Consider the following 25203-nt stretch of genomic DNA (forward strand, 5'->3'; position numbering starts at 1 on the left):
AAAACAGACCGGAAATCTCTTCAGAAGATCAATAATTTATAATAATTTAATATGGGTGCTCGGGCGGCAGCGGCAGGCATCTTGCATAAAAAGAGAGGGGCTGATGTTCAGCCCCTCTCTTCACCGCTCATTAACCGCTTCTTCTTTGGCGTCCGCCTTTTTCGCCGTTTTCTTGATAGAACTCCTTGTCATGGTTACGGCTTGTAGCTTCTCCGCCTTTTTGACCGATCTCCTGGTAGAATTCTTTGTCATGGTTACGGCTTGTGGCTTCTCCGCCCTTTTCACCGATTTCCTGGTAGAACTCTTTGTCATGGTTACGGCTTGTGGCTTCTCCGCCTTTTTCACCGATTTCCTGGTAGAATTCTTTGTCATGGTTACGGCTTGTGGCTTCCCCGCCTTTTTCGCCGATTTCCTGGTAGAATTCTTTGTCATGGTTTTGGCTTGTAGCTTCTCCGCCTTTTTGACCGATCTCTTGGTAGAATTCTTTATCATGGTTTTGGCTCGTTTTTTCTCCGCCTTTTCTGCCTGCTTCTTCCCTGCTCATTTTGTTGTTGTCATTATTATTTGCCATTTTCGATTCCTCCTTTTGAAGTGTTATGGTTTTTACATTCCACATTTCAAAAAGAGTAAACACAAATAGCACATTCACGAAAGCGTCCGAGAATCGCGCGATCGTCCGCTGCCCTTTACCGTCCATTCCGGTACCGGAGCCGGTGTATTGTTCTGCAGCGTCTCACATATCTCGGCAGGATCTTCAAACAGCGTAATGTTGATTGATTCGAACGTGCCTTTCTGATTCGTTCTTTCATATATTGCATCATGATGATCGGCCATAAAGTTCAAATAGTCTTGCTTCGATTTCCAAAGCACCAGGACGACGGCTTCCTGCCCGTTTTCTGTTTCCACCCATCCGCCCCACTGTCTGATGAATCCGCTGACGTTTTGTAGCGGAGCCCATTTGGCCTGCGCCTCGCTGAACGCTCGAAGCTTTTGTCCGGCTGATTTGCACCGTATCAGCTTCAGCACATTCCCTTCCGCGAACGGGACGATTTCCGCATTAGTTTTTTCTATACAAAGGTTAACCGACCTTACCTCAGCGCGCGTCCGGTGAATGACGCCTTTCGGAATCAGCAGGGAATCGTTCGCTTTCAGGACTTCTGTGGGACGATCCTGAAAATCGATCAACAGCTCTCCTTCCAAAACAACAAACAGCTCATCTGAGCCGGGATGGAAATGCCATACGTAATCACCCTCCAAAACGGCGATCCTCATGCAATGGTCATTCACTTCCGAAACGGACAAATTAGCTGTGTCTCCCTTTATCAAATCGAGAACATTCATTTTGCGATTCATCAGCTCTTTCCTCTTTTCATTTGATTTTCTCCCGAACTTATTTTACCATTTGACTTTTGAGCGTTCGCCTTTTAAAGTGTTGGATATTGGTGAAAAAACGGTTTGAACCTATAGAAGAGGTGTACATCATGCAAAATCAAAACGGAAAAGCTTCAGGGCTTTTGCCGCTGTTTTTATTTGTTTGTTTATTCGTTGGATCAGGCTTGATCACAGGCGACTTTTACAGCCTGCCAATCGTGGCCGCGGCGCTTGCGGCATCGGTTGTCTCACTGGCGATGAACCGGAAGGAGAAGCTCAGCCAAAAGACGGAGTGGTTTGCGAAAGGTGCCGGACACCCCGACATTATGATCATGGTGATGATCTTTATTTTGGCCGGAGCGTTTTCATCAGCCGCAAAGGCGATGGGGGCCGTCGAATCAACCGTTAATCTCGCGCTTTCGTTTGTACCGGGGCAGTTTATGGTTGCCGGTTTATTTATCATTGCTGCCTTTATCTCTGTGTCGATGGGCACGTCAACCGGAACGATTGCAGCGCTCGCTCCGATCGCTGCGGGGATCAGCGCGGAAATCGGCGTTCCAGCGGCCTATTCGGTTGCAGCGGTTGTAGGGGGCGCGATGTTCGGTGATAACTTATCATTTATTTCCGATACGACCATTGCCGCTGTCCGCACACAAAAGACGAAAATGTCGGACAAGTTTAAAACGAATTTCCTGATCGTTCTGCCTGCCGCGGTTGCCACGGTCATCCTGCTGATGGTGTTCTCAGCCGGAGGGCATCCCGGAGCACAAGCTGGGACTTACAGCTGGGTGAAGGTGCTTCCGTATCTCGGGGTTCTGATATTTGCCCTTCTCGGATTTAATGTTATGGCCGTTATTTTCGGCGGCATCGTATTAGCCGGGGTGATCGGAATTTTCGACGGAAGCCTGACGCTTCATACGTATTTGACGGCGATAACCGAAGGCATCGGCGGGATGTCTGAACTGATCATTTTATCGCTTCTGATTGGCGGAATGGCGGAAATGATGAAGCGAAACGGCGGGATCACATTTCTCCTTCAATTTGTATCGCGGAGAATCCGTTCAAAAAAAGGAGCGGAAGCGGGCATTGCCGGCCTTGTCAGCGCGGCAAACCTGGCAACGGCCAACAATACGATTGCCATTATTACAGCGGGGCCGCTGGCAAAAGATTTATCTGACAGGTACGGAATCGACAACAGGAAATCGGCGAGCATCCTTGATATCTTTTCCTGTGTGGTTCAAGGATTGATTCCTTACGGTGCGCAAATGCTATCAGCTGCACAAATCGCGAAAATATCGCCTGTCAGCATCCTTCCTTATTCTTTTTATCCGATTTTGATCGGCGTCTGCGGCATTTGCGCGATTCTCTTCAGACTGCCTCGCTTTACAGAAAAAGCGTAACTCCATAAGAAAGGCTGCCGTTTAATAACGGCAGCTTTTTTTTTCACTCTGTTTCTGTCGCGTCCAGCTCCGCAAGCCTTTCCATGATCCGCCGCTTTTTATACATCATCATTCCTGTTTCGGCAACACCGTTCACCATCGAACGATTTGAGATTGCGCCAAAGAGGATGCCTGCTACGGGTACCATTCGAAACAGCTTTTTCCATCCGAAAGAATCGCGATATGTATAAACAACTTCCCGCCAGCCTTGAATTTGCGAAATCATATTTTCACGGGAGCCTGACGGTTGATGGTACCGGCTGAGTTCCTGAATGATCGCCCTTTTCCCGACAATATCAGCCGCGCTGAGCTGCAGGCATTTAATAATAAACATCCGCTCCGTTTTTTCTTTAGGATCGTAGCCGTAAGATACTGCGATGTCCTGCAATGTCTTCAAAGAAAGGCCGAGGATAGCGGGAATATCGACGGCAAGCGTGAACAAGCCGCCCACACCGGTTGTAGCTCCTTGGACAGCCGCGGTATTCGCTCTGTTTTTCCCGAGGTTTTCACATATTTGATCCATCACTTCCAAAGGTGCCTTTTGAATATCTTCAATCGTTTCGATTGTTTCATCCGGGAGCTTTTTTTGAAACTGGCGGATGAGGTGTTTTTCGGACGTCAAATATTGGCCCCCGTTTTGAATAAAGCCGCCGATTTCGTCGAGCAGGAGACCAAGTTTATCTTGAATGAATGCCGGCGTAAGCTTGTCCAGTACCTTGAACGGCAGCCGGCCGACCCTTTCCCAAAACCACGCTTTCTGCTGTTCTTTTTCCCATTTTTCAATTTTTTTCAGTTCGTTTTCCAAATCTGTTTTGTCGTAGCGCACGGAAGGTTCGTCCTCTCATTCGTGTTTTTTTATAGTATACAATGATTCATCATATGAATCCGTGTTTTTTGATCGGCTTTCAGCGGGTAAAACTTATGACAAAGGAGGAATGATCAAATGCCGTGGTCAATGGAAGACTATCCCGCTTCATTGAAACATTTGGACAAACCGGTGAAAAAGAAAGCCATTGAAATTGCGAATGCGATGGTTGACGAAGGATACGACGAAAGCCGGGCAATTCCGATTGCTACGAGTCAGGCGAAGGAATGGGCGGATAACAGGAGCAAAAGGGAACTTAAATCCTATGCAGAAGAAGCCGATGAAACGGAACGCGGTGACAGCGGTTCGAGCAGCAGGCCGGAGCTTGCGAAAAAGTGCGAGCATGTCATCAAACACGAAAAAGGCTGGGCAGTCAAAGCCGAAGACGCTAAGCGGGCCAGCGAAGTAAAGGATACAAAAGCAGAAGCCGTCGAACGTGCGAAAGAAATCGCCGAAAATAAAGGCACTGCCGTCATCGTTCATAAAAAAGACGGCAGTGTTGAGCGGAAGATCAGAATGAATTAGCAGGGCGCTCTGTTTTTGGAGCGTCTTACTTCTTGCCCGCCAACTCCAATACAGCATCAGCTGCTTTTTGATAGCCGCCGGCATTGCGGAGCGAGCGGCCGATTTTGGCGGCGCCTTCTTTATAAGAACGGTTTTCAAGCATATCTTCAATTTTTTTTTGTAAAACAGCCGCGGAAAGTTCATTTTTGTCCAGCTTGATACCGGCGCCTGTCCGTTCCACCTGATCTGCGACGAAAAACTGGTCTGCACCCATCGGGATGACGATGAGCGGCGTATCAAAGTAAAGGCCTTCATTTGTACTGTTCATGCCGCCGTGTGTGACAAATACATCAGCTTGTTTCAAAACCTCCAATTGCGGGATATACGGCCTCACGATAAAATGATCCGGTATGCTGCCGAGATCCGCGGGATCCGTTGATTTCCCGATAGACATGACCACCTTGCCGTCAAAGTCTTTCAGCGCTTCGATACACATATGATACAGCTCTTTTTGCTGATTAAAAATTGTGCCCATCGAGATCACGATGACGGTTTCTCCCTCCAGCTCAGCGAACGGGAAGCTGCCTGGATCCTGCCTGCTCGTAATCGACGGCCCGACAAACAAATAGTCATGCCCAAATCGTTCGGCATGTGGCTGAAACTCCCTGGAGGTAAAGACAATCGTGATATCCCCCGGACAGGAGAATACGTCAAACGGCTTGTCGAGACTGACGGGATACCGCTCACTTAATTCGCCGAGGGATCGTTTCAATTTTTCAAAATACGGCGAGCTTTCAAGGTCGCCTTGCAAGGTAAACGTTTTTGCAAACGACTCGTCCATTGCAAATGTGGTACATAACGAAACGCTCGGCAGCTCAAGCATTTCAGCAATGATTTTCCCCGCCAAAAAGTGATGGTCATATATCACATAATCATAAGATTCGCTCTTGACTTCCCGGTAGATGAGCTGAACGATCTCATCGACTTTACCCGACATATTGTAAACCATTTCGGCAAAGTCCATCTTTTCTTTTTCCTTCCCGGGTGATAGAGCCTCTCTGAAATCCGGGTATAAACGGACTTCTGCGCCTGTTTTTTTAATTTTTTCAGCGTATTCCTCAACTGCATAATATACGATGCTTTCTCCTCGCCTTTGCAGCTCCTTTGTGACGCCAAGAGAAGGATTGATGTGCCCCTCCCCCGGAAAATTGATCATCAGTACATGTCCCATCACAGATCTTCCTTTCTCATACGAAAATTTATATAAGGAAATTTACTACAAAAAGACAAATGAAGTAAAGGAATTTAATTAGGTTAATAATACATAAACATAACTATATGACCATTTGTCTGTTTCTGCATATCTTTCCTTTAAATTTTTTCGCCATGCAAATGAGCGTATATCATTAGAGAAAACAGGCTCTTTATTACTTGACAGCCCCATATCGGAAGACGATTTTCCTTTTTTTAAAAGCAAATTAAAACACGGTAGATCGAGGCACAATACATCATAAGAAACAACCTACGGAGGTTTTGCCATGGATACGAAAGCAACCAGGATCGAGAAGGATTTTCTAGGTGAAAAAGAAGTTCCGGCTGACGCCTATTACGGCGTACAAACCATGAGGGCCGTGGAGAACTTTCCGATTACAGGCTATCGGATTGATGAAGAGCTCATTAAAGCTTTGGCAATGGTCAAAAAAGCGGCGGCTCTCGCCAATATGGATATTAAACGTTTATATAAAGAGCTTGGCGACGTCATTGTAAAAGCGGCCGCTGAAATAACGGAAGGGCTCTGGCACGATCATTTTATTGTCGACCCCATTCAGGGCGGCGCCGGCACTTCAATGAATATGAATACGAATGAAGTTATCGCAAACAGAGGTTTGGAGCTTTTAGGAAAAGAAAAAGGGGATTACTTCCATTTAAGCCCAAACACGCATGTCAATATGGCCCAATCAACGAATGATGTGTTTCCGACAGCCATTCATCTGGCTACATTGAATCACTTAAGACAGCTCATATCGACGATGGAGCATATGTTGGATGCCTTCCGCAAAAAAGCGGCGGAATTCGATTCCGTCATTAAAATGGGCCGCACCCATCTTCAGGATGCCGTTCCGATCAGGCTCGGCCAGGAATTCGAAGCCTACTCCCGGGTGATCGAACGCGATATTCAGCGGATCAGGCAGTCGCAGCATCATCTCTATGAAGTCAATATGGGAGCCACGGCAGTCGGCACAGGTTTGAACGCTGATCCGAGATATATTCAAAATGTTGTCGCACACCTGTCAGATATCAGCGGCTATCAGCTGACCGGCGCAGACCATCTTGTCGATGCCACACAAAACACGGATGCCTACACAGAAGTATCAGCTGCATTGAAAGTCGGCATGATGAACATGTCCAAGATCGCCAACGATTTGCGTTTAATGGCGTCAGGCCCAAGGGCAGGGCTTGCTGAGATCCGGCTGCCGCCCCGCCAGCCCGGCTCCTCCATCATGCCCGGCAAAGTAAATCCGGTGATGCCTGAACTGATGAACCAGATCGCATTTCAGGTGATCGGCAACGATCATACCATCTGCCTTGCATCAGAGGCGGGGCAGCTTGAGTTAAACGTGATGGAGCCCGTGCTCGTCTTTAATTTGCTGCAGTCGATTAAAATCATGAACAACGGATTTCGGGTATTTACCGATTACTGCATCACAGGGATTGAAGCGAATGAGATCAGGCTGAAAGAATTCGTCGAAAAAAGCGTAGGAACGATTACGGCCGTCAATCCGCACCTCGGCTACGAAGCTGCCGCACGAATTGCGAAAGAAGCGATTGCCACAGGACGATCAGTGCGCGAGCTGTGTTTGCTCCATGATGTTTTGACAGAGGAAGAATTGGATCTCATTCTTGATCCGTACGAAATGACACACCCGGGCATTGCTGGCGCTTCGCTTCTAGAGGAATAGCCATCCGTCTTTCTCAATATGCTTTCAAGCGTTTATAGACGCCCGAGACGGGCTAAACATGTAATATAAATTAATTGAAAGAGGTGGAAAGACAATGTTAGGATTTCTCGTTTCTTTAATCGTAGCGATTGTCATCGGTTTAATCGGAGGCGCAATCGGAGGCCACGGTGCACCAGGAGGAATTATCGGCTCAATGGTCGTCGGCTTTATCGGAGCTTGGATCGGCCACGGGCTGCTCGGAACGTGGGGGCCTGATATTGCGGGATTCGCCATCTTTCCGGCGATTATCGGAGCCGCAATTCTTGTCTTCATTTTAAACCTGATCTTCCGCGGAAGAATGGGTTCTCAAGCATAATATCTCGCCAGCATCGCCAGAAAGCGGTGCTGGTTTTTTGTTTACACGAAACCTTTCTCGCATATACTATAGCATCTTATGGTTGACAATTGATCATCGCGGGCATATGATGTTGATATAAATTTGCACTAAGGAAACTTTTATGTATAAGGAAAAACAACTGAGAATCTAGGTGAATCAAATGGTCAGTCACGATTTGTCCAAACACTCGCAAATATCAAAAGAAGCTCAAGATGCACTGGATGGAAAAAGCAAAGGCTTCAAAAGGCTGCTCCCTTTTTTAGGTCCGGCGTTTATCGCGGCTATAGCCTATATTGATCCCGGCAATTTCGCCACAAATATAGCGGCTGGTTCGAAATACGGCTACTTGCTGTTATGGGTGATCCTTTTTTCAAACATCATGGCTTTGCTGATTCAGTCATTGTCAGCCAAGCTCGGCATTGCAACGGGTAAAAACCTGCCCGAAGTTGCCCGGGAAGAATTCCCCAAGCCGGTCTCCGTCGGCTTGTGGATTCAGGGAGAGCTTGTCGTGATCGCGACGGACTTGGCCGAATTTATCGGAGCTGCTCTCGGGCTCTACCTGCTGTTCGGCATACCGATGCTTGAAGCATCAATTATTGCAGCAGCCGGATCTTTCGCCATTTTGGAACTGCAAAGGCGCGGCGTCAGGCCGCTTGAAGCAGCGATAACTGGAATGCTGTTCATCGTCGTAATTGCTTTTGCCTTTCAAACCTTCTTTGCAAAACCTGATATCGGATCGGTTTTGGAGGGCATGTTTGTTCCCCGTTTCGATGGTGCAGACAGCATCCTGCTGGCGGCGGGAATCTTGGGAGCGACCGTGATGCCGCATGCCATCTATCTTCATTCCGCTCTCACACAGCGGAGAGTGGTCGGAAAAACGGAAGCGGAAAAGAAAAAGATATTCCGGTTTGAGTTCATCGACATTTTGATCGCCATGCTGATTGCCGGAGCAATCAATGCGAGCATGCTGATCGTCGCCGCCGCACTGTTTTATAAGAACGGCGTTTTTGTCGAAGACCTCGATGTGGCCTTCAGCCACTTCAGCAGCATGGTCAGCCCGCTTTCCGCCGTGCTGTTCGGCGTCGGCCTGTTAATAGCCGGTTTATCGAGTTCGTCTGTCGGAACGCTTTCGGGAGATATTATCATGCAGGGCTTCATTAATTTCCGGATTCCGCTTTATTTAAGACGGTTCATTACGATTTTGCCGCCTATCGCTATTATTGCTTCCGGAGTGAATCCGACTACCGCTCTTGTCTTGAGCCAGGTCGTCCTGTCATTCGGCATCGCCTTTGCCCTTATTCCGCTCATCTTATTTACGAGCAATAAACGCATTATGGGGAGCCTGAAAAATGCGAAGTGGATAACAGCCGTTTCATGGCTGATTGCTGCCTTAATCGTCGCCCTTAATATTTTCTTGATTTACGATACATTTTCTGGTTAAAAGCCGGCCTCGGTCGGCTTTTTTATATTATACTGAAGAAAAGGAGGATACTGGATGTTCAAATTAATGGTACGTGATGATCTGTTTTTAAAAATGGTAGAACCAAAAGATGCCAGGGCGGTTTATATGCAGATCCAGCAGTCTAAAGATGTGTTGCGGAAATGGCTATTTTGGGTAGACAGCACAAAGCAGCTGGAGGATACAGAAGCTTTTATTGAAGAAAGCATGAAACAGGCCGCTGCGAACAACGGGTTTCAAGCGGGAATATGGCATCAAGGCCATTTTGCCGGAATCATCGGACTCCACTATATCAATTGGATTAACCGTACGACTTCGATCGGCTATTGGCTCGGCGAGCCTTTTCACGGAAAAGGGATCATGACTGATGCCTGCCGAGCGCTGATCGACACGTTGTTCAACGAATACGATTTAAACCGGATTGAAATCAGAGCCGCTGTTCAAAACGTGAAAAGCCAGGCGATTCCGGAAAGGCTCGGCTTCACAAAAGAAGGTTGCCTCAGGCAATGCGAGTGGCTCCACGATCACTTCGCCGATCACTTCGTATACGGGCTTTTGCGGGAGGAATATAAGGCCCGCAACAAATAAGTTCGGGATTTGTCACACGCATTTTACACGGCAATCTGGTATGATAGATAAAAAAATATGGAGTTTTGATCATGAAAGTATTTATACTGTTTTACCTATGGATTGTCCCGCTCGTCATCGGGCTGATATTTTTCCGAATGACCCAGCGGACAAGCTTTAAAAAAAGGTTTTATCCAGGCTATATCATGATCGGTCTTGCTGCGGTTGTATTTGCCGTCTGCTACCTGATCGGACAGCCTTACCTCGGGAATTTCTTCGGCGGTACAATGCTGTTCGGCACCCTGCTTCCTTTCATGGCTGCCGCAATGAAGAAAAAGAAATGACGAATATCAAAAACCCCGGCATCTTTTGGAGAGCCGGGGTTTTTAATCACTTATTTTCTCTGTTTGCACCAAAACCCGCTGATTCAAAAATCGTTTTCAGACGACTTGGCTTTATTTATTCACTAGATCAACGTCGATCACCTGATAGAAAGCGTTTTCAGTATCAGCCACATCCCAAACGGCCAATATGACATGATACCCGGAGCGGTCTTCTGGAATGTAAATTTGGTGAGATAAATGGTGGGATGCAGGGGAACCATCATGCTTAACGGTTCCAATCCGTTCGAAATCTGCACGCTTAAGCGGTTTGTCAGGATCCCAGCCTTTTTTGGTGATATAGTAGTGCCATTGGCTGGTGTTGTGGGGGGCGGTATATGTCCAGGTAAAGGTGTGCTCCCCGCCGGTCATGGTATGTTTAAACCAGCGATTTTCCGACTGTTGATCAAGAATCCCGCCGAACAGTCCGCCCGCGGATGCTATTTGTCCATCTGCCGGGCCGTCATGCGGAAACCCTTTTTTCGCTTCCAGGCTTTGCGGCTCATACATCACGCTTCCACAATTCAGATTGAGAAGTCCGTAAGCCTCACTGCACAGAGCCGCTCTGCTCCCCGGTTTTTCGACAAAACCATGAGCGAAGGCCTGCTGGGGAACGATTGACATCAACAGCAATCCGGCTGCTAGTATGAAAGCAGTACCGAAGGTATTTTTCGTAAAATGCTCCACGTTACGATCCTCCCCTCTCTTTTCATAGTGTTAAGACGGGTTTTGATGCAAAAAGAAAGCATACGCAAGCATTCCAATATTACCCATTCAATTTTAACATCTGAACATGATGAAGCCAAGGGGCGTATCCCTTGGCTTCATACTAAAAAATCCTTTTTAAACTTTTTTTCAGCGGCGGCAAGTCGAGCTCTTTTTTCTCAACCAGTTTTTTGATCATATATTTGCTGTAGTTTACTGCCTGTGTATAGGATATTTTTCCCGGAAGCGGCGGTTCGTCTTCGATTGCCACATCGATAATTGACGGTTTTTGTGATTGAAAGGCATTTTTCAAAGCTGGAATGAGCTCTTCGTGCTTTGTCACACTGAAGCCCTTCCCGCCGCAGGCCTCGGCAAACTTGGCATAATCGACGTTTTCGAGCGCCGTTGCATAATTAACATGCCCTTTTTCCTGCTGTTCATATTGAATCATTCCCAAGTTCTGATTATTTAAAATCACGACAACAATGGGCAGATCGTATTTGACAGCAGTCGGAAAATCGTGCATAGACATGCTGAAACCGCCGTCTCCGCACACGGCTACAGCTTGGCGTTTCGGATTGGAAAGCTTTGCGGAAATCGCGCCCGGAAGACCGCATCCCATCGTGCCAAGCCAGCTTGATATCAGAAAATCCTGATTGGTCATATTAAAATGGCGCGCCGTCCAAACCGTCACATTTCCGACGTCAACGGACAGGACTGCATCATCGGCGACTGCGTCCTCAAGCCTTGCAATCACCTGCTGAGGCTTAAGCGGTGCTGTCGCCACCTGTTCGTCTTTTTCAATTTCATAGCGCCACTTCCTCATATGTTGTATACAGCTTTCCAAAAATGCGCGGTTCGATTTCCGTTCAATGGTTTTCGTCAGTTCCAAAAGTCCTTTTTTCGCATCGCAGACAAGGCCGGCGGTGATAGGATACCGTTTGCCAATTTTCGCCGGGTTGTTATCAAGCTGAATAGCCGGCGCATCTTCCGGCAGATAATCGCGGTACGGAAATGAAGTCCCCAGCATGATCAACAGATCGCTTTCCTCCATCGCTTCATATGCGGGTTTTGTGCCGATGTGTCCAAGGTTCCCGAGCATGTGCGGGTGCCGATCGGGTACGACTCCTTTCGCGGGGAGCGTAACGATGATCGGGGCGGCCGCTTTATCTGCAAACTCCAGCAACTCGTCTCTTGCCGATTTCATTCCCCTTCCCGCTAAAATCACCGGCTTTTTCGCATGATTAATCAATTGTGCGCATTGCATCAGCTGGCTTTGCTTCGGTTGAAGATCGCCTTCGACATAAAGCGCAGACGTATAAACCGGCTTCCGCTTAATCTTTTCCGCAAACAGATCATCAGAAACGCTCAGTACGGCGACCCCTTTTTGGCTGTATGCGGTACGGATCGCCTGATTTAAAAGATCAGGCAGCGCTTCAGCCGAATGAACCTGCTGATTAAAGACTGCCACATCCTCAAACATTCGTTCAAGACCGATCTCCTGAAAATAATCCCTTCCGATTTCATTCGAAGACACCTGTCCTGTAATCGCCAGCACAGGCGCCCCGTCAGCTTTCGCATCATACAATCCGTTCAGCAGATGAACGGCGCCCGGTCCCGCTATCGAAAGGCAGACGCCGATTTTGCCTGTCAGCTTTGCATCGGCTGCGGCAGCGAGAGCAGCGGTTTCTTCATGGCGCACTTGAATGAAGCGGAGGCTGTTTTCTTCATGCCGCAATTCATCGATAAATTCGTTGACGCTGTCGCCCGGCATGCCGTAAACATGATCAATATTCCATTCCTTCAGCAGTTCTGCAGCTATTTTTCCTGCGGTTTTGTTTGCCATATCACGTCCTCCTTTGTTTTTTCCATACCACTTTTGGAAGTAAGGAAAACGCGATCCGGCAAGTCAATGCAGTCTGACCTCCCTTGAACATAAAGCCGCATCCACAAAAAACCTGCCGAATAAAACGGCAGGTTTTGCGATTATTGATCAAGCTTCAACTTCTTCAGCTGTTCGGCGAGCGCGTTGTTGATCGGCTCATCCTTGTTTTGCTTTTTCAAGTAGGAGTGTACATCGCGCTTTGATGCTTTTGAATTTTTGTCTTTTGCTCTGCGCTTTTCGAAAACGGAGAGCTTTTCTCTGTGGCCGCAGACGCAGGCGAAGGTCTGGCCTTCCCCGTGGCCGCGCAGCTCCATGCGCTTATGGCAAACCGGGCAGCGGGCGTTCGTCTGTTTGGCGACTGTTTTGCGGTGGCCGCACTCCCTGTCCTGGCAGACCAGCATTGTGCCGCGTTTGCCGTTTACTTTCAGCATCAGTTTTCCGCAGTCAGGGCAATGCGTCCCTGTGATATTGTCGTGCTTAAACGTTTGATTGCTGCTTTTAATTTCTCTGATCGTCTGCTTTGCGTACTCCTTCATTTCTTTAATGAAGGCGGAGGATTTCAGTTTTCCTTTCGCAATGCCTGACAGCTTCTGCTCCCATTCGGCGGTGAGCGCCGGAGATTTCAAATCTGACGGAACAAGCTCAAGGAGCTGTTTTCCTTTTGAAGTGATGTAAATATCTTTTCCTTTTTTCTCGATCAGGAACGTGTTGAACAGCTTTTCGATAATGTCGGCGCGTGTTGCGACCGTCCCGAGTCCACCCGTCTCTCCGAGGGTTTTCACAAGGTTTTTTTCTTCTCCCTGCATAAATGCAGCCGGATTCTCCATCGCAGACAGCAATGTTCCTTCATTAAAACGCGCCGGCGGTTTTGTCTCACCCTTCGTCTCTGTTAAAGACCGGACGGAAAGCGTGTCGCCTTTTGCGAGTTTTGGAAGGGTTTGATCCTTTTCTTCCTCGTCATCATCTTCGTCTGCGAAATCGTACACCGCTTTCCAGCCTTGCGCCTGAACCGTTTTCCCTTTTGCCGTAAAGGTTTCTCCGCCGATTTCGGCAAACACTTTTGTTTCTTCATATTCAAACGGCGGCATTAAAACGGCGAGGAAGCGCTTCGCGATCAAATCGTAAAGCTTTCTTTCCTTTTCGCTTAACGCGCCGAGCGCAAGCGGCTCTTCCGTCGGAATGATCGCGTGGTGATCGGATACTTTCGCATCGTTGACAAAGCTTTTATTGGCTTTAACGCCCCGCTTCAAGATCCGGGTCACATGCTGGGCATAAGGCTTCACCTGCATGCCTTCCAAACGGTCTTTCAGCGTAGGGACGATGTCATTGGAAAGAAATCTTGAGTCCGTCCGCGGATAAGTGACAAGCTTGTGCTGCTCATAGAGCTTCTGCAAAACGGACAGCGTTTCTTTTGCGGAAAATCCGAAGCGTTTATGGGCGTCCCTCTGCAGCTCAGTCAGATCATAAAGTCCGGGAGCAAAGCTTTTTTTCGCTGTTTTTTTCAAGTCGACGATGGCGGCCGGTTTGCCTTGCAGCGCTCCTGCAAGCTGTGACGTCACAGACGCATTGAATGTGCGGGTCTGCTTCGTCTTCTTGTCCTGCCATGTCAGCGTCATGCCGTCAACCGCCGCACGCAAGCCGAAAAAAGGGACGGGTTTAAAGTTCTTAATATCTTCCTCCCTTTTCGCGATCATCGCCAATGTCGGTGTCTGTACGCGTCCGCAGGAAAGCTGGGCGTTGAATTTCGTTGTCAGCGCCCTCGTCGCATTGATGCCGACGATCCAATCGGCTTCAGCTCGGGCCACGGCTGAATGGTAAAGGTTTTCATAGTCTTTGCCGTTCTTTAAGTTTTTAAATCCGTCTTTGATCGCTTTGTCTGTGACCGATGAAATCCACAGGCGCTTCAATGGCTTCGTGACCTTTGCTTTTTCGATGATCCAGCGGGCGACAAGCTCGCCTTCCCGGCCGGCATCGGTTGCAATGACGATGTCTTTGACATCTTTTCTGATCAGCTGCGATTTAACTGCTTGAAACTGTTTTCCGGTCTTTTTGATGACGACGAGCTTTAAAGGCTCGGGGATGATCGGCAGGTCTTCAAGCCGCCAAGACTGGTATTCCTTTCCGTATCCTTCAGGGTCCGCCAATGTGACCAGATGGCCGAGCGCCCATGTCACGATATAGCGGTCGCCTTCAAGATATCCGTTTCCTTTTTTATGACACTTCAGCACGCGGGCCAAGTCACGGCCGACTGAAGGTTTTTCTGCTAAAACGACTGTTTTAGACAAGTCCATCACATCACTTTCTTGTTCATGCATCCTTTTATTATAACAGATGATACAGATGCATCTCTAATGTTCACGATTCCTTTATTTCAATTTCAGAAAAAATCACGTGTGTCACGGTTTTGGCATATGGAGACGTTTCATTGATAAACGCTTCGATCTTTGCCAGGCTCTCTGCATTGATTTTCAGCATATAGCAGGCGGCTCCCGCGATCCGGTAGCAGAATTCAATGTTGGGGAGACGTTCGATATACGCTTTAAACCTTTCGTATTCCCCGTTTTTCACCGTTGCTTCAATAATGCAGGAAACGGGAAGACCGACCTTTTGGTAATCGATGTCCAGCGTATATTTTTTAATGACGCCGAACGATTCGAGCCGCCTCACTCTTTCGGTCACAGACGGCGCGGAAAGGCTGATCTTCCTGCCCAGCTCCCGCATCGATAAACGGCTGTCTTTCTTTAATTCGGCTATGATTTTAAAATCGAGATCATCAATTTTCATATGTAACTTAATTCCCTTCATTCTATTTCATTATTTCAATCTTTTTGCGAAAATTCTTTCGTTCGAAATTCATATTTTACTTCTGCTTATATATGATTATGAAGAGGTGATCATCATATGACAAGAATCAATTTTTCAGACAGAGGAGAGACGCCGTTTCAGCGGCTGCTCGGACACTCTGAAAGCCTGATGTCAAACTGGACGGCTTTAGCTGAAGGGCTGTCAGGAGACGGCTTTTTATCAAAGGAACTGAAGGAGCAGGTGCGCCGCGTGCTGGCTCAGGGAAACGGGTGTGAATATTGCAAGGCCAAGGGGAAGCCCGAGATTCCGAATCAGCAGAAAACGAGCTTTGCGATGGGGTTTGCAGAGGTCTTTTTGGCGCAGAGAGAGCGCGTGTCAGACAGACAGTTTGATGTTTTAAAAGAAGTGTTTTCAGAAGAAGAAATAACGGAATTGACCGCATTTATTTGTTTTACGACTGCCCAACAATATTTCGGCGCTTTAATGAAGCTTCCGGCAGACGCATAAATCAAACGGAGAAAAACCTGTCATATTTGTCCCCTTTTGGTTTATAGTATAAAAGTAGACTATCACGCCACAGGAGGTATACTATGCTGCAAACGCCGATTGGCCGCCTTCGGTTGATGGGTTTTATTGAAGGCATGTCGCTTTTAATCCTGCTGTTTATCGCCATGCCGCTTAAATATTGGGCGGATTATCCGATGGCCGTTACGATTGTCGGATCGGTTCACGGCGGATTGTTTATTTTGTATCTGTTTGTTCTGTTGTATGCAACTTTTGTGCTGAGGTGGTCTGTGAAATGGCCGGCTGCCGGTCTTGTGGCCGCATTTGTTCCGTTCGGCAATTTCCTTTATGACCGGGGACTAAAAAAATATGATCAGTAAAATCCGCCGGGAAACCCGGCGGATTTTTTGATCACTCATTTAAAAAGCGTTTCAGCTCTTCCTTGTTTTGTTCAAGGTCTAAATCGAGGACTGCCCCGTATGTTGGATCGTCTTTGTTCGTAAATGATCCGTCAATCGGCAGCCTGAAGCTTTTCGTTTCTTTTACGCTTCCGAGCAAAAAGTCTTTGCCGAGGGAGAATATGACGCCGTTCGGAATGTTTGTTTCAATATACGGATCGACGAGCCCCCACAGCTTCGGAAGCTGAGCGATATTTCCGATGCTCACCGCTTCTTTTTGAAGCTTTGAAAAGACTTCCTGCTGCCTTCTGACCCGTCCAAAATCGCTTTCTCTGTCATGCCTGAACCGTACATAGCCCAGCAGCCTATCACCGTGAAGAACTTGTTTTCCCGGCTGCAGTGTCATGCCGATTCCGTACGACATTTTTTTCGGAACGTCGACTTCGATGCCGTCAGGCGCCACCGCATCAACGATTTTGGCAAAACCTTTAAAATCGATGATGGCGTAATAGTTAATGTCCAAATCAAAGGAATCTTTTAATGTTTTTCTGACGAGTTCCGGGCCTCCGTATGCATAAGCCGCATTGACTTTTTGCTTGTCATATCCCGGGATGTCGACATAGCTGTCCCTCATAATCGAAATCAATTTAGGCTGTTTCTGCTTTTTATTATAATGGACGACCATCATAGAGTCAGACCTTGAATGGTCTTCCCCTCTTGAATCGATCCCCAGTACGAGGATGTTCACTTCATCAAGATCAGAGCCTTCCCCGTTAAATTCAAACTGGCCGTCTTCTTTAAAATCTCCGTCAGATTCAGATAAGCCTTTTTTGTATTCAAAGTAGGTATAACCCGCTGCTGCTATGATAACCAGCAAAGTTAATGTAAACAGGCGCTTTATAATTTTCCGCCTTTTTCTTTTCGGTTTTCTTACTCTTACTCTAACCCTCTCCACTTTTATCACCGCCACACATAAGACTATCACAGGATGAAACAGCGGGCAATTAATAAAAGAAAGATCAGGCTGTCTAATCCTGTTGAAAAAGATAATCTTTTGTTTTTATTTGTTTCATAATGTAACAAAAATGATCGAATTTTGATCTTTTCGTCAAAAATCGACTACATCCACTTCGTCATCCATGCGATATAGTAAGAAGCGGGGATAAATAGAACTTGGGCAAAAATCGTCCCGGCCACCCTCGATGTTGCCATCGTGATCGAAGCCCATTTCAAATAGGTATAGCTCCGCTTCCCTTTTGCTACATCATCTGCAAGTACCGATACCTTCGGATCGACAAACAGCGCCAGCAGCATCGTTGCAACCCCGTTGACAAGGCCGGAGGCCATCACCGCGGTCGTATGCCTTTCGGGCACGAGGACGCCCGCATAAAGAGCGGCAAGAACGCCGATTGTATAAATCGCCGTGATGACCATGTTCAAGACAAACAGCCGTTTCGGTATATAGCGGAATCGAAAGTCTTTCACATATTCCAGGCTCGGTCTTTTTGCATAATGCTTTGCATGCTTGAAGATATTTTTTGAAAACGCCTTGCGAAACACTTGCAAAACGGAGCCGTTTTCCCCTGCTAAATGAACAATTGCTCTCGAAAATACGGCGACGAATGTCGGCAGAAGCAGCATTCCGAAAATTGTGCCGACGGTTGAACCAAAGATCAAAAACCGAAATTGGCTGCCGACGAGGGAAAGCGCGTCAGCCCCTGCGACATCGACGAGCTTTCCCGTCACAGGCTGCTGAACCATATTAGACATTCTCGAGACGATGACCATCACATTAAATAATGACAGAGCCGATGCGATAAATCCGACTCTCGCGCCTGACAGCCGGGTAGCGTATGCGAGCGTTTCAATGGAATGAATCAACAACAGAAAACAAAAAATCAATAGTACCTTGGATGTTAAAAAGTCCATTTTCCTTCCTCCAGTCTATAGGTAAGACTGTTTTCAAAACGGAAACGTTTCGGTAAATCAAAAACCGCTCCGGCAAAAGCCGAAGCGGTCTCAATTATCATATTTATTCGAGCAAATAAATCATCATCCGCTGCCAAAGGCGGTCATTTGAATTTCGTAAAAGATCAGCATCTATCGTTCCGAGCGAAAGTAAACACCATGGAATTTCTGATACAAGACAACGAAAGCCCTACCTCTCATTCGTCCTTGCGGCTCCGAAGCCGCGCCAGTGTGAATTGTGAAACAAAAAGTCTTTTTTCCCTCTATCCTGTTAGGGGCGGGTCAGAGGAAGAAATTAGCATCTTCTCAGAAAGAAAAAAGAAGTTTACTTTCCATTTATTTGCTCTTTTGTGTGTTCCTGTTTTTTATTATACTACAGTTTGTCCTTCATGACAAACTTCCTGAGCACAGCGTGCTACAGATCAAGCGTGACCGGGGTGCTTTCACCTTCATTCATCAGTCTGATTTCCGAAGGCTCAATCTCAAGCACGGTCAAGTTCGGATCGTCCTTTCCGTCAAACCAGCGCTCAAGCCTTTCATCCCAGATTTTGTCCTTTAAATCTTTTGAATGGTTGAGCTTTGCCGTACCTGTGATTTCAAGGTATGCATCGCCTAATCCTTCGCCGTTATAACCCAACAGCACGTGAACGTTCGGATTGTTATCAATTTCTTCCGCCTTGTGCGTCTCATCGCTTGTCGGAGTATAAAGCGTCAGCCCGTCGTGGAAAAAAGTCATGTAGCGGGAATGAGGCTTGCCGCTTTCGACTGTTGCAAGCGAACCGATTTTATGATGATCGAGAATGTCGAGCACCTTGTTCTTCAATTGCTGCTGATCCATTTTGAGTTCCCTCCTTTGTATCATCTCCACTGTTACTTTTCCACAATGTCTTGTATATTAAACAATTGAATGGAGGTTTTTGACGTGAATATTTTCATATCGTTTGATGTGGAGGCTGATATGGGCTATATTGCTTTGACGGAAAGCCGTGCCGGATCTGCCGCAGCAACCGATGGAATCGGCAACACGGCTTTAGCTGCAGACTTTGACCGCCATCAGCGGATCATCGGTGTCGAATTTCCGGGGGAGGCGGCTCCGGAAATGGCGCGGCTTGGAACGCTGACCGGCAGAAAACACAAACTTGAACCTGCTTTCCTAAACGGCGCCCGCGTTCAGCGGTTTCGACCGACTTCACAGGAAGCGGTTAAAACGATTCTTGTGAACGGTGTTCAATTTTATTTTGCCGATCATGACGGACGGCACTTCATCGGCTTTGATGTGATGGATCAGGCGGAAAAAAGCGAATGAGATCGGCTCCCATTCGCTAAATTCTCGGATCTGTGAACACATCGTGATCATCGGTGCTTGTTGAAGAAAACTCCGTGACTACCGCACCTTCACTCCCCGCTTTGAACCAATGTTTCGTGTCCGGCGGAATTGTGTACTGTTCGCCTGGCGTGAGCTGAATTTCGTGCCAGACGGTGAAATGCTCGATATCCTCGTGCGGCGGCATAACAGCCGGGACTTCCGTTTTTTCTCCTTCTACATACAAATACACTTTTCCGTATCTGCACCTGAAAGTCTCTTCCTTCCCTTTCTGCCCGTCTACAGGCGGATGCCGGTGTTCTGGGCATGTTTGTTCAGGGAATAATACAAGCTCTTTGGCGCAGTAGCGGTCTGTGTTGATATAGACGAACAGCTGAAGTCCCAGCTTATTCAGCTTATTTAAACCGTAGTCCATGATTTGGATGTTTTCTTTATCATCGTCGCTCAACGCGATGCCCGCTTTTTCGTAGTATTCGATTACGTCTTCCTTTGTCACCTTCACACGAGCTTCCCCCTTTTATGTCGTGATAAAGTCTCCGCCGTTGACGTGGAGGGTCTGCCCTGTCATATACGAAGAATCGTCAGATGCTAAAAGCACATAGCAGCCCACATGGTCCACGGGCTGACCTGGACGGCCCATCGGTGTATTTGTACCGAACTTCGCCACTTCCTCCCCTGAAAATGTGGACGGGATCAGCGGCGTCCAAATCGGTCCCGGTGCAACGGCATTGACACGGATGCCGTCTTTAACGAGCGCCTGTGACATCGACCGTGTAAATGCATTGATCGCACCTTTTGTTGCCGTGTAGTCAATCAGCTGCGGATTGCCCCGGTAAGGGTTGATCGATGTTGTATTGATGATCGCGCTGCCCGGCTCCAAATAATCAATCGCTTTTTTTGTAAAGTAGAAATAAGAGAAGAAATTTGTTTTAAATGTTTTCTCGAGCTGTTCACTGGAAATCTCTTTAATGCTGTCTTTAGGATGCTGTTCGGCCGCATTATTGACAAGAATATCAAGACGGCCCAGCTCCTTCACAGTCTGTTCAACCGCGTCATTGCAAAATGCTTCGTCTCTGACGTCTCCGGGAAGCAGCAGGCATTTGACGCCCTCTTTTTCAACCCGCGCTTTCGTCTCCTGAGCGTCTTCGTGCTCATTTAAGTAGACGATCGAGATGTCCGCGCCTTCTTTAGCATAGGCAACGGCAACGGCCCTGCCGATTCCGCTGTCGCCTCCTGTGATCAGCGCGACCTTTCCTTTCAATTTATCCGTCCCTTTGTAATTTTCATCCTCATAGATCGGACGCGGGTTCATGACGCTTTCGATGCCGGGCTGGCGGTCTTGCGTCTGCGCCGGCTGTCCGTTTGTCTGCTGATTGCGCAAATCCATTTGTGATTCCTCCCTTTAGCTGATGTTACTAAACTTTTAACCGGAGAAATTTTTGTTTAAACATGACCGTGTGCGATAAAAATGAAGAAAGCCCCGGGTTAACCCGGGGCTTTTCACCACTCTTTATCCTGTATAAACCGGTGAAACAACACGTTCAGCCTGCCGTACAGCTGCTCGCGGTCTCCTGTCTGGTACGCTTTTATACTCTCATCACTTTCAATCATCGAAGAGCTGATGAAGCTCAGAATTTCGGAACCTTCCGGAGACAGATCGGCCGGCGCCAGCATGATGAGCATCCGTGTCATCTTCATGGCGCTTCCGTCCATCCCTTTGATCTCGAACGGTTTGGACAGATCATAAGCTTTAAAGAGGGGAATCGCGGCCGCTTCGCTTTTTAAATGGAACAGTGCGAAGGTCGTTCCGGGAATTCCGAGGCCCCCCTGCGCTTCTCTTTTCATCAGCCCGTCGGCCATCTGCTCTGCATCCGTAACCAGGCCTTGATCTTTAAGGGTACTGCAAATGCGGTTGACCGTATGTTCCAGGCTTGATTCAGCTTCCAGCGTTTCAACCGTAAAATGGCTCAGTATATGTTGAATGCCGGCCGCGTAATAGCCGATTTTCCGTGCAATCTGAAGCATATTTGGAAACGGCTCCGGTTTTTTGGGAGCCATCCGCTTTTTCCGAAGGATGAGCGGGATTTTTCGGGTGAGCTGGTGTTTGATCTGTTTCACATCTTCCGTATCAAGGAGCGGACTGACTGTGACGCAGTCAATGTTCTCATACGGGATCGGTACGGTTGAAACGATGATGTCGTAGGCATCAGTATTTTTCGTCTTCAGCTCCATCAGCGAGGATATCTCAAAGGAAGCGATTTCAGGAAGCTCTTTTTTCAGCCGCGAGGCCAGCATCTTTGATGATCCGATTCCGCTCGAACAAATCACGAGAGCGCTAATGTCTACTTTTTGTTTGCTCATTTCAAGCGCCGATCCAAAGTGAAGGACGATAAAAGCAATTTCTTCATCTGGAAACCGGATTTCCGGAAAAAATATTTCGACGCCTTCCTCTATGGCCATATATAAGAGGAAATAATCTTTTTTGACCTGTTCTGTTAACGGATTATGCACCGACATCTTTTCTTTGATCCGGATGATCGCCGGTTCAAGGTGGGCGATTAAGCCTTCATAAAGCGAATGATTGCCGGTTAAATTCATGCCCGTTTTTTGCGAGATGAAATCGATCAGCTTTTTCGTTCTGAGCGCAGTATCCAGCTCGATATCTTCCGCTCTATATTCGATTTTGAAGCTTTTGTTGGCGCTTCTTAAATGCATCGTAATATACCCCGCCTCAGCTTCGGGGATCTTCACGTGAAACGCATCTTCAAGTGCCTTTGCAAGCGCAAGCGCCAGTTCAAACTCTTTCGTACGCTTCAGGTCAGACAATTCTTCTTCATTCATATTGATCATTTCACCGAGCTGTATCCGCTCAATCGCAAACGTCAAGTGGACGACGAGAGCGATGTATGCACTGTCAGAAAGGGAAAGTCCATACTTTTCTTTCATTTGAAACAGCACTTTTTCCGCTTTCAGCAATTTCCCCCTGCTAACGACACCGAATATTTTCTCCGGCGCTTCGTTCTTACCTTTAATATTCATTTCGATTGTTTCCAAAAACTGCTGAACATCGAGCTTGTCGGCCATCAAGTTTCCAACGATTTTTCGCTTGGCGTCCTCCGGCCCCCTCAGTTCTATGCCATAGCCTCTTTTTCTGATCAGCGAAAGCCCGAACGGAGCGATCCACTTCTCCAGCTCGTCAAGATCATTGCTGATCGTAGCCGTTGTCACCTGCAAGTCATTGGCGATTGTATAAAGCTTGATCGGCTCTCCCGCTTCAAGCATCGCACATAAAATTAACAGCTTTCGTTCATCGGCACTGTATTCGACATGGCTGTCCCGGGAAAGATCTTCAAGAAGCCGCTGTTTGTCTCCGTAGGCTCCAACCAGTTTCAAGCCTTTTCCCGGCTGCTTATCAAGCTGAAGACTGTACTTATCCAGAACGGCTTTAACCGCTTTAAGCTCGCGGTGGACCGTTCTTGTGCTGACTTCAATATAGTCGGCAATTTCATTGACCTTGAGATAACGGTTTTGATGCAAAAGATATTTCATCAATTTTTGTTCCCTTGCTGTCATATACATAAAACGCCGCCTCCGGTGTTGTCGTTTTTGCGGGGGATGAAAGGGGGTCCGGCGGTTGAAACGGTATCCCTATCATAAAACGCTGTTAAGAAATCTTCAATTCAAACTAATTCATTTTTTATTAAAATCTGTGCAAATACTTTTCAAGAAGTGAAGAAACATCAGCTCACAGCTGATGTTTCTAGATTGTTGACAAAATCCCAAAACGACTTTTAGTTTTGGGATTTTGTCATCCTTTCAGCGTGATTGAAAACCCTTGCAGTCTAGGAAGGCCGAGCATCGGAGCGGAGCGAATGTTGGAATTCGTGAGCACCGACGCGCAGGCCTGACAACGAATGCGAGGGTTTCTCGACACGCTGGAAACATCAGCTCACAACTGATGTTTCTAGGTTAGGTTGCATCTGCGCCGCCCTGTTCATACATTCTGTTTGCGGCAGCCCCCGCTCGGCTGCCGAACTTCTCCCGATTCTATCTAAAGCTATGCTTTCAAATGGCTGATCACCAGTTTGAATAAAGAATGATCCTCTTCGAGTCCGCACACGTCCCGAAGCACGCCTTCATAGCCTTTTTCAGAGATCATGCTCTGAAGCTGAACGGCTTCCGGATCATCTGCACAATCAAACTGCAGCGCCAAGGCAATACCTTCTGCAAGGCGGACAGGGTCAAAGCCTAGGTCGCAAAGCTTCCGGGCCGGGCCGACAAGACGGTCATCTCTGCCAAGCTTGCGAAGCGGCGACCTGGCTACACGGGTGACATCGTCTGACAGGCATTCATTTTCAAAGCGGCCGATAATTTTTGTCATATATGCACGGTGTTCTTCCTGTGTAAAATCGTATGTTTCAACAAGGTACCGGCCTGTTTCTTCAAGCGCGCCTGCGACCGTTTGGCGGACCTCCGGGTGATGAATGGCGTCTTTTATCGTCTTCAAACCTTTCTTATAGCCGGCATAAGCCGCCATGGCATGTCCGGTATTGACCGTAAACAGCTTTCTTTCAATGAATGGCGCGAGATCCGGTACGTATGTCACACCTTTAATATCCGGCACTTTTCCGGCGAATTCCGTTTGATCGACTGCCCATTCGAAAAAAGGCTCAACCGTTACTTTCAACGGATCATCATGATGCTGGATCGGCACGATTCTGTCGACTGCCGAGTTCGGAAAGCCGACTGAATCGCTGATTGCGGAGCGCTCTGTTTCAGTTAAGCGGGAAAAAATTTCCTCGCGAAGATGAGCGCTGCCTCCGATCATATTCTCGCAAGCTATGATATTTAAAGGCTTTGTGTTTATTTTCATCCGGCGCTTCAAACCTTCTGCAATCGGCTCTGCGATCAATTTAAGCACCGTAGGACCCACCGCTGTCGTGACAAGGTCGGCTTTCGCTATCAAATCATACAATTCGTCAAGCTGAGTGGCACTGTTAATCGCCCGCACCGGGCCAATCGTTTCCTGCTTTCTTCCGGCGTCGGCCAATTCGACGGTATAGCGGCCCTTGTCGTTCAGTTCATTGATCACGGCATCGTTTACATCGGCGAACACGACATCATATCCCGATTTGCAGAGCAAGGCTCCGATAAATCCGCGGCCGATGTTCCCCGCACCGAAATGCAGTGCAATCATATCTGGTCACCTTCTTCAAAAACCGCCATTAACTCGTCTTCATTTTTCGCATTGATGATCCGTTCGACATTGTCCGCTTCTGAGCAGACGATCGCAATCTTTGACAAAATCTCCAAATGCTCATCATTTTTCCCGGCAATGCCAAAGATCACTTTAGCCATATTGCCATCGCCGTATTCGACACCTTCCGGAAGCTGGATAACGGATATTCCGGAATGAAGAACATCCTGCTTGCTGTCTTCCGTACCATGCGGAATGGCGATTGCGTTCCCCATGTAAGTGGAAGTGAGGCCTTCCCTCTCCAACATTTTCTCGATATAATCCGCGGTCACATAGCCGGCGTCAACCAGCGCCTTTCCGGCCAGCCTGATCGCTTCTTCCTGCGTTGCGGCAGATTGATTGAGATGAATGTTTTCTTTTGCAAGTACTGGTTTCATTGGGAAATCACTCTCTTTCATACATGTTGTGTGAGCCTGATTGACAGGCTCACGGGTTC

General features: G+C 47.6%; 25 protein-coding genes and 2 pseudogenes. 10 read left to right on the forward strand and 17 right to left on the reverse strand.

Going from position 1 to position 25203, the window contains the following annotated elements:
• Positions 1 to 130 precede the first annotated feature (130 nt).
• The 3 genes and pseudogenes from gsiB to H2R00_RS21420 all read right to left on the reverse strand — a co-directional run.
• Positions 131 to 571 (reverse strand): glucose starvation-inducible protein GsiB, encoded by a 441-nt coding sequence (gsiB, locus tag H2R00_RS12350; RefSeq protein WP_154995724.1) that lies wholly within the window; start codon positions 569 to 571, stop codon positions 131 to 133.
• Between the two features lie 74 nt (positions 572 to 645).
• Positions 646 to 1026 (reverse strand): YdbC family protein, encoded by a 381-nt coding sequence (locus H2R00_RS21415; protein ID WP_315941037.1) that lies wholly within the window; start codon positions 1024 to 1026, stop codon positions 646 to 648.
• 6 nt (positions 1027 to 1032) lie between these two features.
• Positions 1033 to 1353: pseudogene (locus tag H2R00_RS21420) on the reverse strand (cupin domain-containing protein); the annotation flags it as partial.
• A 128-nt stretch (positions 1354 to 1481) separates the two neighbouring features.
• On the opposite strand from H2R00_RS21420, the gene H2R00_RS12360 reads away from it, so the two are divergent.
• Complete coding sequence (locus tag H2R00_RS12360; RefSeq protein ID WP_154995721.1) at positions 1482 to 2771, forward strand: Na+/H+ antiporter NhaC family protein; 1290 nt, start codon at positions 1482 to 1484, stop codon at positions 2769 to 2771.
• 43 nt (positions 2772 to 2814) lie between these two features.
• Here the strand turns inward: H2R00_RS12360 and H2R00_RS12365 are convergent, their stop codons facing one another.
• Positions 2815 to 3636, reverse strand: a complete 822-nt coding sequence (locus tag H2R00_RS12365; protein ID WP_182069250.1) for an EcsC family protein — start codon at positions 3634 to 3636, stop codon at positions 2815 to 2817.
• Between the two features lie 117 nt (positions 3637 to 3753).
• On the opposite strand from H2R00_RS12365, the gene H2R00_RS12370 reads away from it, so the two are divergent.
• The gene (locus H2R00_RS12370) at positions 3754 to 4200 is read left to right on the forward strand and encodes a DUF2188 domain-containing protein (RefSeq protein WP_182069251.1); all 447 of its coding nucleotides are present in this window, start codon (positions 3754 to 3756) and stop codon (positions 4198 to 4200) included.
• Between the two features lie 25 nt (positions 4201 to 4225).
• Here H2R00_RS12370 and H2R00_RS12375 read toward each other — a convergent pair whose 3' ends face one another.
• Positions 4226 to 5410 (reverse strand): macrolide family glycosyltransferase, encoded by a 1185-nt coding sequence (locus H2R00_RS12375; RefSeq protein ID WP_244958232.1) that lies wholly within the window; start codon positions 5408 to 5410, stop codon positions 4226 to 4228.
• 307 nt (positions 5411 to 5717) lie between these two features.
• Here H2R00_RS12375 and aspA point away from each other — a divergent pair, with 307 nt between their 5' ends.
• The 5 genes from aspA to H2R00_RS12400 all read left to right on the forward strand — a co-directional run bounded on the left by aspA (position 5718) and on the right by H2R00_RS12400 (position 9885).
• Positions 5718 to 7139 carry an aspartate ammonia-lyase gene (aspA, locus tag H2R00_RS12380; protein ID WP_154995716.1) on the forward strand — a complete coding sequence of 474 codons (1422 nt, stop codon included), beginning with the start codon at positions 5718 to 5720 and terminating at the stop codon, positions 7137 to 7139.
• A gap of 94 nt (positions 7140 to 7233) precedes the next feature.
• Positions 7234 to 7494 carry a GlsB/YeaQ/YmgE family stress response membrane protein gene (locus tag H2R00_RS12385; protein ID WP_020450235.1) on the forward strand — a complete coding sequence of 87 codons (261 nt, stop codon included), beginning with the start codon at positions 7234 to 7236 and terminating at the stop codon, positions 7492 to 7494.
• A 181-nt stretch (positions 7495 to 7675) separates the two neighbouring features.
• Complete coding sequence (locus tag H2R00_RS12390) at positions 7676 to 8956, forward strand: Nramp family divalent metal transporter (protein WP_182069254.1); 1281 nt, start codon at positions 7676 to 7678, stop codon at positions 8954 to 8956.
• 54 nt (positions 8957 to 9010) lie between these two features.
• Positions 9011 to 9562: a GNAT family N-acetyltransferase gene (locus H2R00_RS12395; protein WP_182069256.1), complete on the forward strand. Its 552-nt coding sequence runs from the start codon at positions 9011 to 9013 to the stop codon at positions 9560 to 9562.
• A gap of 71 nt (positions 9563 to 9633) precedes the next feature.
• Positions 9634 to 9885 (forward strand): hypothetical protein, encoded by a 252-nt coding sequence (locus tag H2R00_RS12400; RefSeq protein WP_176277339.1) that lies wholly within the window; start codon positions 9634 to 9636, stop codon positions 9883 to 9885.
• Between the two features lie 117 nt (positions 9886 to 10002).
• On the opposite strand, the pseudogene H2R00_RS12405 reads toward H2R00_RS12400, so the two are convergent.
• From H2R00_RS12405 to lrpC, 4 genes and pseudogenes are all read right to left on the reverse strand, one after another.
• Positions 10003 to 10569: pseudogene (locus H2R00_RS12405) on the reverse strand (lytic polysaccharide monooxygenase auxiliary activity family 9 protein); the annotation flags it as partial.
• Between the two features lie 181 nt (positions 10570 to 10750).
• Positions 10751 to 12472 (reverse strand): pyruvate oxidase, encoded by a 1722-nt coding sequence (locus tag H2R00_RS12410; protein WP_182069260.1) that lies wholly within the window; start codon positions 12470 to 12472, stop codon positions 10751 to 10753.
• Between the two features lie 140 nt (positions 12473 to 12612).
• Positions 12613 to 14796 (reverse strand): DNA topoisomerase III, encoded by a 2184-nt coding sequence (locus H2R00_RS12415; RefSeq protein ID WP_182071072.1) that lies wholly within the window; start codon positions 14794 to 14796, stop codon positions 12613 to 12615.
• A 70-nt stretch (positions 14797 to 14866) separates the two neighbouring features.
• A complete protein-coding gene (lrpC, locus tag H2R00_RS12420) occupies positions 14867 to 15295 on the reverse strand; it encodes a transcriptional regulator LrpC (RefSeq protein WP_076791758.1) in 429 nt (142 codons plus the stop codon).
• Between the two features lie 117 nt (positions 15296 to 15412).
• On the opposite strand from lrpC, the gene H2R00_RS12425 reads away from it, so the two are divergent.
• Positions 15413 to 15823 carry a carboxymuconolactone decarboxylase family protein gene (locus H2R00_RS12425; RefSeq protein WP_182069262.1) on the forward strand — a complete coding sequence of 137 codons (411 nt, stop codon included), beginning with the start codon at positions 15413 to 15415 and terminating at the stop codon, positions 15821 to 15823.
• Between the two features lie 83 nt (positions 15824 to 15906).
• The gene (locus H2R00_RS12430; RefSeq protein ID WP_003179046.1) at positions 15907 to 16200 is read left to right on the forward strand and encodes a DUF3817 domain-containing protein; all 294 of its coding nucleotides are present in this window, start codon (positions 15907 to 15909) and stop codon (positions 16198 to 16200) included.
• 31 nt (positions 16201 to 16231) lie between these two features.
• Here H2R00_RS12430 and H2R00_RS12435 read toward each other — a convergent pair whose 3' ends face one another.
• The 3 genes from H2R00_RS12435 to H2R00_RS12445 form a co-directional block, all read right to left on the reverse strand.
• Positions 16232 to 17173, reverse strand: a complete 942-nt coding sequence (locus H2R00_RS12435; protein ID WP_154995704.1) for an LCP family protein — start codon at positions 17171 to 17173, stop codon at positions 16232 to 16234.
• A gap of 164 nt (positions 17174 to 17337) precedes the next feature.
• Positions 17338 to 18147, reverse strand: a complete 810-nt coding sequence (locus H2R00_RS12440; RefSeq protein WP_154995703.1) for a lipid II flippase Amj — start codon at positions 18145 to 18147, stop codon at positions 17338 to 17340.
• Positions 18148 to 18601: 454 nt separating this feature from the next.
• Positions 18602 to 19024 (reverse strand): pyridoxamine 5'-phosphate oxidase family protein, encoded by a 423-nt coding sequence (locus H2R00_RS12445; protein WP_043926753.1) that lies wholly within the window; start codon positions 19022 to 19024, stop codon positions 18602 to 18604.
• Positions 19025 to 19108: 84 nt separating this feature from the next.
• On the opposite strand from H2R00_RS12445, the gene H2R00_RS12450 reads away from it, so the two are divergent.
• Positions 19109 to 19492, forward strand: a complete 384-nt coding sequence (locus H2R00_RS12450) for a DUF2283 domain-containing protein (protein ID WP_182069264.1) — start codon at positions 19109 to 19111, stop codon at positions 19490 to 19492.
• Between the two features lie 16 nt (positions 19493 to 19508).
• On the opposite strand, the gene H2R00_RS12455 is transcribed toward H2R00_RS12450, so the two are convergent.
• The 5 genes from H2R00_RS12455 to H2R00_RS12475 all read right to left on the reverse strand — a co-directional run bounded on the left by H2R00_RS12455 (position 19509) and on the right by H2R00_RS12475 (position 25144).
• Positions 19509 to 20012: a D-lyxose/D-mannose family sugar isomerase gene (locus tag H2R00_RS12455; protein ID WP_154995697.1), complete on the reverse strand. Its 504-nt coding sequence runs from the start codon at positions 20010 to 20012 to the stop codon at positions 19509 to 19511.
• A 15-nt stretch (positions 20013 to 20027) separates the two neighbouring features.
• Positions 20028 to 20897: an SDR family oxidoreductase gene (locus H2R00_RS12460; protein ID WP_154995695.1), complete on the reverse strand. Its 870-nt coding sequence runs from the start codon at positions 20895 to 20897 to the stop codon at positions 20028 to 20030.
• Positions 20898 to 21010: 113 nt separating this feature from the next.
• Positions 21011 to 23089 carry a BglG family transcription antiterminator gene (locus tag H2R00_RS12465; RefSeq protein WP_182069266.1) on the reverse strand — a complete coding sequence of 693 codons (2079 nt, stop codon included), beginning with the start codon at positions 23087 to 23089 and terminating at the stop codon, positions 21011 to 21013.
• Between the two features lie 478 nt (positions 23090 to 23567).
• Positions 23568 to 24707 carry a mannitol-1-phosphate 5-dehydrogenase gene (locus H2R00_RS12470; protein ID WP_182069268.1) on the reverse strand — a complete coding sequence of 380 codons (1140 nt, stop codon included), beginning with the start codon at positions 24705 to 24707 and terminating at the stop codon, positions 23568 to 23570.
• On the reverse strand, positions 24704 to 25144 hold the full coding sequence (locus H2R00_RS12475; protein ID WP_154995689.1) for a PTS mannitol transporter subunit IIA: 441 nt from the start codon (positions 25142 to 25144) through the stop codon (positions 24704 to 24706). Before H2R00_RS12475 ends, H2R00_RS12470 begins: the two co-directional genes overlap by 4 nt.
• Between the last annotated feature and the right edge of the window lie 59 nt (positions 25145 to 25203).

This window comes from Bacillus haynesii (genome assembly GCF_014042035.1).
In the GTDB taxonomy this organism is placed as follows: Bacteria; Bacillota; Bacilli; order Bacillales; family Bacillaceae; genus Bacillus; species Bacillus haynesii.